This window comes from Streptomyces sp. NPDC005141, assembly GCF_053599975.1.
In genome coordinates this window covers 21,769-29,002 of record NZ_JBSFYW010000082.1, presented here as the reverse complement: position 1 = coordinate 29,002, position 7,234 = coordinate 21,769, and the positions used below count along the sequence as shown (strand labels likewise).

The 7,234-nt window shown below is 69.2% G+C and carries 9 protein-coding genes and 1 pseudogene; all 10 read left to right on the top strand.

The window, feature by feature from the left end:
- Positions 1-276 precede the first annotated feature (276 nt).
- The 10 genes and pseudogenes from rpsP (at position 277) to ACWD68_RS37630 (ending at position 7,231) form a co-directional block, all read left to right on the top strand.
- Positions 277-696: a 30S ribosomal protein S16 gene (gene rpsP / locus ACWD68_RS37675; protein ID WP_451810968.1), complete on the top strand. Its 420-nt coding sequence runs from the start codon at positions 277-279 to the stop codon at positions 694-696.
- Between the two features lie 2 nt (positions 697-698).
- Positions 699-938, top strand: a complete 240-nt coding sequence (locus ACWD68_RS37670) for an RNA-binding protein (RefSeq protein ID WP_005479813.1) — start codon at positions 699-701, stop codon at positions 936-938.
- A gap of 181 nt (positions 939-1,119) precedes the next feature.
- Positions 1,120-1,707 (top strand): ribosome maturation factor RimM, encoded by a 588-nt coding sequence (rimM, locus tag ACWD68_RS37665; RefSeq protein WP_451810967.1) that lies wholly within the window; start codon positions 1,120-1,122, stop codon positions 1,705-1,707.
- Complete coding sequence (trmD, locus tag ACWD68_RS37660; protein ID WP_451810966.1) at positions 1,707-2,528, top strand: tRNA (guanosine(37)-N1)-methyltransferase TrmD; 822 nt, start codon at positions 1,707-1,709, stop codon at positions 2,526-2,528. The genes rimM and trmD overlap by 1 nt, the downstream gene beginning before the upstream one ends.
- A gap of 132 nt (positions 2,529-2,660) precedes the next feature.
- On the top strand, positions 2,661-3,011 hold the full coding sequence (rplS, locus tag ACWD68_RS37655) for a 50S ribosomal protein L19 (RefSeq protein ID WP_007493339.1): 351 nt from the start codon (positions 2,661-2,663) through the stop codon (positions 3,009-3,011).
- Between the two features lie 80 nt (positions 3,012-3,091).
- Positions 3,092-3,808, top strand: coding sequence for a signal peptidase I (gene lepB / locus ACWD68_RS37650; protein ID WP_451810965.1), 717 nt, complete (start codon positions 3,092-3,094; stop codon positions 3,806-3,808).
- A pseudogene (gene lepB, locus ACWD68_RS37645) lies at positions 3,771-4,499 on the top strand (signal peptidase I); the annotation flags it as partial. The gene lepB (ACWD68_RS37650) and the pseudogene lepB (ACWD68_RS37645), both read left to right, overlap by 38 nt.
- 277 nt (positions 4,500-4,776) lie before the next feature.
- Positions 4,777-5,718, top strand: coding sequence for a signal peptidase I (gene lepB / locus ACWD68_RS37640; protein ID WP_451810964.1), 942 nt, complete (start codon positions 4,777-4,779; stop codon positions 5,716-5,718).
- Positions 5,719-5,943: 225 nt separating this feature from the next.
- Positions 5,944-6,717, top strand: coding sequence for a signal peptidase I (gene lepB, locus ACWD68_RS37635; RefSeq protein WP_451810963.1), 774 nt, complete (start codon positions 5,944-5,946; stop codon positions 6,715-6,717).
- Positions 6,707-7,231 (top strand): NUDIX hydrolase, encoded by a 525-nt coding sequence (locus ACWD68_RS37630; protein ID WP_451810962.1) that lies wholly within the window; start codon positions 6,707-6,709, stop codon positions 7,229-7,231. Before lepB (ACWD68_RS37635) ends, ACWD68_RS37630 begins: the two co-directional genes overlap by 11 nt.
- The last annotated feature ends 3 nt before the right edge of the window (positions 7,232-7,234 follow it).

The window sequence follows — 7,234 nt, the reverse complement described above, 5'->3', positions numbered from 1 at the left end:
TGCGAAACACCCAGTGACTCCCGCGTTTTGACGAGCTGCGCGTCCACCTGGTCGAGCAGATAGTGCCGCATGACGCCGGGTGCCCGTCAGCCATGGGCCCGCGCACCCTCGGTCCGGCCGGTCCGCAGGATGTGGCAGAATGGCTAGCTGTACTCGACAGCCGCATAGGACCCCTCTCTCCTCCGGCTGACGCGTCCATCGGACACTCGGGTACCGCAACCCCACGCGGCCATCTCGTCGTGTCCAACCCCGTCAAGACCAGGAGACACCACTTCCGTGGCAGTCAAGATCAAGCTGAAGCGTCTGGGCAAGATCCGTTCGCCTCACTACCGCATCGTCGTCGCCGACTCCCGTACCCGCCGTGACGGCAGGGCCATCGAGGAGATCGGTCTGTACCACCCGGTACAGAACCCTTCGCGCATCGAGGTCGACACGGACCGTGCGCAGTACTGGCTGGGTGTCGGCGCGCAGCCGACCGAGCCCGTGCTCGCCATCCTGAAGCTGACCGGCGACTGGCAGAAGTTCAAGGGCCTGCCGGCCCCGGCTCCGCTGCTCGTTGCCGAGCCGAAGGCCGCGCGCCCGCTGTTCGACGCCCTCGGTGGCGACGACGCGAGCAAGGGTGAGGCCATCACCCAGAAGAAGAAGGCTGAGAAGAAGGACGAGGCTCCGGCCGAGTCCGAGTCGACCGAGGCCTGAGCATGCTCGAGGAGGCTCTCGAGCACCTCGTGAAGGGCATCGTCGACAACCCCGACGATGTGCAGGTCGCCTCGCGCGACCTGCGCCGCGGGCGCGTTCTCGAGGTCCGGGTGCACCCCGACGATCTCGGTAAGGTGATCGGCCGCAACGGCCGCACCGCACGCGCTCTGCGCACCGTCGTGGGCGCCATCGGCGGCCGCGGTGTCCGCGTCGACCTCGTCGACGTGGATCACGTCCGCTGACGTAACAGGCAGCACCGGCTCGGGCCGGGGAGGGCTTACGAGCCGTCCCCGGCCCGTAGTCGTCTGCGAACCCCCGCAGGCGGCCACGGACCGCGTGGATCCCTGCGCACCCGTGGGCGTCCGCGCACCCGCAGTCGTCCATGAAGCATGGCCGTCGGCACACGACAGGAGATCAAGCACAGTGCAGCTGGTAGTCGCTCGCGTCGGCCGCGCCCACGGCATCAAGGGCGAGGTCACCGTCGAGGTCCGCACCGACGAGCCGGAGCTCAGGCTCGGGCCCGGTGCCGTCCTGCTCACCGATCCGGCCTCCACCGGACCGCTGACCATCGAGACGGGCCGCGTCCACAGCGGCCGTCTTCTGCTGCGCTTCGCAGGCGTACGGGACCGCAACGCCGCCGAGGCGCTGCGCAACACCCTGCTGATCGCCGAGGTCGACCCGGAGCAGACGCCGGAGGACCCGGACGAGTACTACGACCACCAGCTGATCGACCTGGACGTGGTCACCAAGGACGGCGCCGAGGTCGGACGCATCACCGAGATCTCGCACCTGCCTTCCCAGGACCTGTTCGTCGTGGAGCGCGCGGACGGGACCGAGGTGCTGATCCCGTTCGTGGAGGAGATCGTCGTCGAGATCGACCTCGAGGAGCAGCGGGCCGTCATCGACCCGCCGCCCGGGCTGATCGACGACCAGGCGGAGGTCGTCTCCTCCAGGGACGCGGAGAACGGCTCCGCCGGGAGCGACCAGGACGCCGCGGGGGCCGACGCCTGATGCGGCTCGACGTGGTCACGATCTTCCCCGAGTACCTGGACCCCCTCAACGTCTCGCTCGTCGGCAAGGCACGCGCGCGTGGACAGCTGAACGTGCATGTGCACGATCTCCGGGAGTGGACGTACGACCGTCACAACACGGTCGACGACACCCCCTACGGCGGCGGCCCCGGCATGGTCATGAAGACCGATCCCTGGGGCGACGCCCTGGACTCCGCCCTGGCGGACGGCTACGAGACGGGCTCCCACGGGCCCGTCCTGGTGGTCCCCACCCCCAGCGGACGCCCGTTCACCCAGGAACTCGCCGTCGAGCTCTCCGAGCGCCCCTGGCTGGTGTTCACGCCCGCGCGCTACGAGGGCATCGACCGCCGCGTCATCGACGAGTACGCGACGAGGATGCCCGTCTACGAGGTGTCCATCGGCGACTACGTCCTCGCCGGCGGCGAAGCGGCCGTCCTCGTCGTCACCGAGGCCGTGGCCCGGCTGCTGCCGGGTGTCCTCGGCAACGCCGAGTCGCACCGGGACGACTCCTTCGCCCCCGGGGCCATGGCCAACCTCCTGGAGGGCCCGGTCTACACCAAGCCCCCGCAGTGGCGCGGCCGCGAGATTCCCGAGGTGCTGGTCAGCGGCCACCATGGGAAGATCGCCCGCTGGCGCCGCGACGAGGCCCTGCGCCGCACAGTGGCGAACCGGCCCGACCTCATCGAGCGCTGCGACCCCTCCGCCTTCGACAAGAAGGACCGCGAGATGCTCTCGATCCTGGGCTGGCAGCCGGGCCCCGACGGCCGATTTGGGCGCAGGCCCGAGGCCGTGGAAGAATAGGCCGCTGCTCTACGTCGTCCGGCGTGCGCCCCTGCCACAGGGGGACACGACGCCCGTCCCGACGAGGCAGCATCATCTTCGAACCCCCTCTCCCGTTGATGACCTGTGGCATCAGCGAAGGAAGCAGACAAAATGTCTCACCTGCTCGACACTGTCGACAGCGCGTCGCTGCGCACCGACGTCCCGGCCTTCCGCCCGGGTGACACCGTCAACGTCCACGTCCGCGTCATCGAGGGCAACCGCTCCCGTGTGCAGCAGTTCAAGGGCGTAGTCATCCGCCGCCAGGGTGCCGGTGTCCGCGAGACCTTCACGGTCCGCAAGGTCTCGTTCTCCGTCGGCGTCGAGCGCACTTTCCCGGTGCACACCCCGATCGTCGAGAAGATCGAGCTCGTCACCCGCGGTGACGTGCGTCGCGCCAAGCTGTACTACCTCCGTGAGCTGCGCGGCAAGGCCGCGAAGATCAAGGAGAAGCGCGACAACTGATCTCGCGCCGCCGCGGCGATCCGCCGGCGACCGAGCCAGTAAGAAGGCGTCACATGGAGGCCGGATAGCATCTGGCCCCGATGGACACCGAAGCACAGCATGTGGAGCGCGACCGCTCCTCCCGCCCTTCCGCTTCCGAGGAGATCTCGGACACAGCGGGGCCGGAGGGGCGGTCGCGTTCTGCGTTCGCCGACCGCGTCGCCGACTGGCTCCCCGGGGGCCGGATCACCCTGACCGTGCTGGTCTGTCTGATATTTCTGCTGCTGGTCAGCCGCTTCGTGATGCAGCCGTTCGAAATTCCCAGCGGCTCCATGGAGTCCGGATTGAGGATCGGCGACCGCGTTCTCGTAAATAAGTTGGCGTACCGTTTCGGTTCCGAGCCGCAGCGGGGCGATGTCGTCGTGTTCGACGGCACTGGTTATTTCGGGAACGCGGACTACGTCAAACGCGTCGTCGGGGTAGGGGGAGACCACGTGGTCTGCTGCGACAAGGAGGGGAGACTCGAAGTGAACGGCCGATCGGTCGACGAGTCGACATTTCTCCATCGGGGTGACAGCCCGTCCGACGCGCCCTTCGACATCGTCGTGTCCGAGGGGTCCCTCTTCCTGCTGGGTGATCACCGCAGCCGTTCCCGTGACTCCCGTGACCATCTGGGCTCGCCCGGCGGTGGCATGGTCCCCGTCGGTGACGTCATCGGCAGGGCCGACTGGATCGCCTGGCCCGCGGGCCACTGGACCCGGCTGACGCGTCCCGACGCCTATGCGCGGGTGCCCGCGGCCGGAGGTGCCCATGGGTAACCGCGGACGGGCGCGCGGGGTCTCCGCCAGCGCCGCCGACAACCTGCTGCCCACCGGCTCCCGGCGCGCCTCCGGGGGCGCCGCCCGGCCCAGCCGGGTCGAACGGCGCAAGCTCGCCCGCAAGATCAAGCGGCGCAGGCGGCGCTCGACCGTCAAGGAGATACCCCTCCTCGTCGGCGTCGCCGTGCTGATAGCCCTGGTCCTCAAGACCTTCCTGGTGCAGGCCTTCGTGATCCCGTCGGGTTCCATGGAGAACACGATCCAGATCGGCGACCGCGTCCTGGTGGACAAGTTCACCCCCTGGTTCGGCTCCGAGCCCAAGCGCGGTGACGTCGTCGTCTTCAAGGACCCCGGAGGCTGGCTCACCGCCGAGGAGACCAAGAAGAAGGACGACCCCGTGGTCGTCAAGCAGTTCAAGCAGGGGCTGACCTTCATCGGCCTGCTGCCGTCCGACAACGAGAAGGACCTGATCAAGCGGGTCGTCGGGGTCGGCGGCGACACGGTCAAGTGCTGTGACGCGCAGGGCCGGGTGACCGTGAACGGCACACCCCTGACCGAGCCGTACATCTACGCCGGCGACAAACCGTCGGACTTCGCCTTCGAGGTGAAGGTGCCCGAAGGCCGTCTGTTCGTGCTGGGCGACCACCGGGGCAACTCCGCCGACTCCCGCTACCACAGGACCGACAAGTTCAGCGGTACCGTCTCCCAGAAGTCGATCGTGGGCCGGGCGATGATCATCGGTTGGCCCATCGGTCACTGGACCCGTCTGCAGGAGCCGAGCACTTTCTCGACGGTCGCCGACGCGCCTGGAGGGTCGACCTCCGCTCTCCCTCTGTCGCATAGGGTGGCCCCTGCGGATCCAGACGGATTGATCCCGCTCCCGAGCCCTGCGGAACTCCCGCTCGTTATGGGAGTGGTGGGCCTGCGCCGAATACGGCGCGGGCGGCGGCACGGAGTGAGGAGTGGATGTGGGGGATGTGGCGGTCGGCGCACGGTCCGGACACGAAGGTCCGGAAGGTCAGCCGGAGCGACCCGACGATGCGGCTGCCCCTGCCGTAGAGGACGGTTCGGGTTCCGGGAGTGGCTCCGAGGACGGGGACGCCTCGACCGGGCGCGCCGAGCGGAACCCGAAGTCCACGAAGCAGCGTTCGTTCTGGAAGGAACTGCCGATCCTGATCGGCATCGCCCTGGTGCTCGCGCTGATCATCAAGACGTTCCTGGTGCAGGCGTTCTCGATCCCCTCGGACTCGATGCAGAACACCCTCCAGCAGGGTGACCGCGTCCTGGTCGACAAGCTGACCCCGTGGTTCGGCTCGGAGCCGGAGCGCGGTGAGGTCGTCGTCTTCCACGACCCGGACAACTGGCTGGCGGGCGAGCCCACGGCCAACCCGAACGCTCTGCAGACGTTCCTCAGCTGGATCGGCCTGATGCCGTCCGCCGAGGAGAAGGACCTCATCAAGCGGGTCATCGGCGTCGGCGGCGACACGGTCCAGTGCAACGGCACCGGCCCGCTGACCGTCAACGGCAAGGCCCTGAGCGAGGACGCGTACGTGTACGCCGGCAACACCCCGTGCAGCCAGGACGAGGACGGCGGCCAGTTCAAGGTCAAGGTTCCCGAGGGCATGATCTGGGTGATGGGCGACCACCGCCAGAACTCGCGGGACTCGCGCTACAACCAGGCGGACAAGCACCACGGCATGGTGCCGGTGAACGAGGTCGTCGGCCGTGCCATCGTCAAGGCCTGGCCCATCAACCGCTGGGGCACCCTGCCGGTCCCGGACACCTTCGACCAGTCCGGCCTGAACGACAAGGCGGCCGCGGCGGTCGGCTCGCCGGGTGCCGTGGCCCTCGTGGGCGCGGTGCCGCTCGTGCTGGTGCGACGCAGGCGCAAGGCGTCCAAGGACGACTGAGACGCGTCTCGGCCTTCGGGGCCGGCCGGTCCGGATTCCTCCGGACCGGCCGGCCCCGCTCGTTTCCGCGGAGCGCGGGTGTTCGGGTGTTCGAATGGGCAGGCGGACGGGCGGACGGGCGGACGGGTGGACGACACGAGTCCCTCACATTCCGTTCCCGGGCGGTGATCGTGATCCTGGCCATGGGCTGACCCCGGACCGTACCCCCGGGTAAGGTGCGGACCCATGGGTGGCGAGAGCGCAATACGTACGGCCCCGCGCAGCGGCGGCGCAGGCAAGGGCCCGGTGGGCAGCAAGGCTGGACAGCGGTTGTCCGGACTGGCGGTCGCGCTGGGCCTGGTGCTGTTCCTCGGCGGATTCGCCTGGGGAGCGGTGGTCTATCTGCCTTACACCGTCCCCACGAGTTCGATGTCGCCGACGATCAACGTGGGCGATCGCGTGCTGGCCCAGCGCATGGACGGGAGCGACATCCGCCGGGGTGACGTCGTCGTCTTCAAGGACAAGACCTGGGTCACCGACGCGTCGGTGGTCAAGCGTGTGGTCGCCGTGGGCGGAGACACGGTCTCCTGCTGCACCAAGGGCAAGCTGACCGTCAACGGCAAGCAGATCGACGAACCGTATCTGTCCGAGGGAAGCCTCGCCGAGATCACGGATTTCCCGGCCGTGAAGGTCCCGAAGGGGCGGCTGTTCCTGCTCGGTGACGAGCGGCAGGGCTCCCTGGACTCCACCGCTCACCTGACGGACGCGGCAGGCGGCACCGTCGCGGTCGGCGCCGTGACGGCCCGGGTCGACGCCGTCGCCTGGCCGATGAACGGCATGCTCGAGCGCCCCACCGGCTTCGAGACGCTGGGTGCCCTGTCCCAGCCGGGACCGCTCCGTACGATCGTCGCCCTGGTGATCGCCGGAACCGTGCTCGTGCTGGGCGGCGCTGCCTACGGGCCCGTCGCCAAGAGGGTGGGCCGTTCCCGTACGCGCACGGAGCCCGCCGGTGCCCGCTGAGGCGACGGACCGGGGCGAGGACGCGTATCGGGGCGGGCTGCGCAAGGTCGCCCGGGTCGTACTGCTCGACCCGCGGGACCGCGTCCTGCTGCTGCACGGCCATGAGCCGGACGATCCCTCGGACGACTGGTGGTTCACGCCGGGCGGCGGTCTGGAGGGCGACGAGACCCGGGAGCAGGCGGCTCTGCGGGAACTCGTGGAGGAGACCGGTATCACAGAGGTCGAACTGGGCCCGGTGCTGTGGCGGCGGATCTGCTCGTTCCCGTTCGCGGGACGGCGCTGGGACCAGGACGAGTGGTACTTCCTTGCCCGTACGACCCAGACGGCCACGGCCGCCACGGGGCTCACGGACCTGGAGCGGCGCAGCGTCGCCGGAGCGCGCTGGTGGACGTGCCGGGAACTGACCGAGGCACATGAGACGGTGTATCCGACCAAGCTCGCCGAGCTGCTGCGCAGGGTGCTCGACGAGGGCCCCCCGGCCACGCCCGAGGTCCTCGACACGGAAATCGTCTAGGGG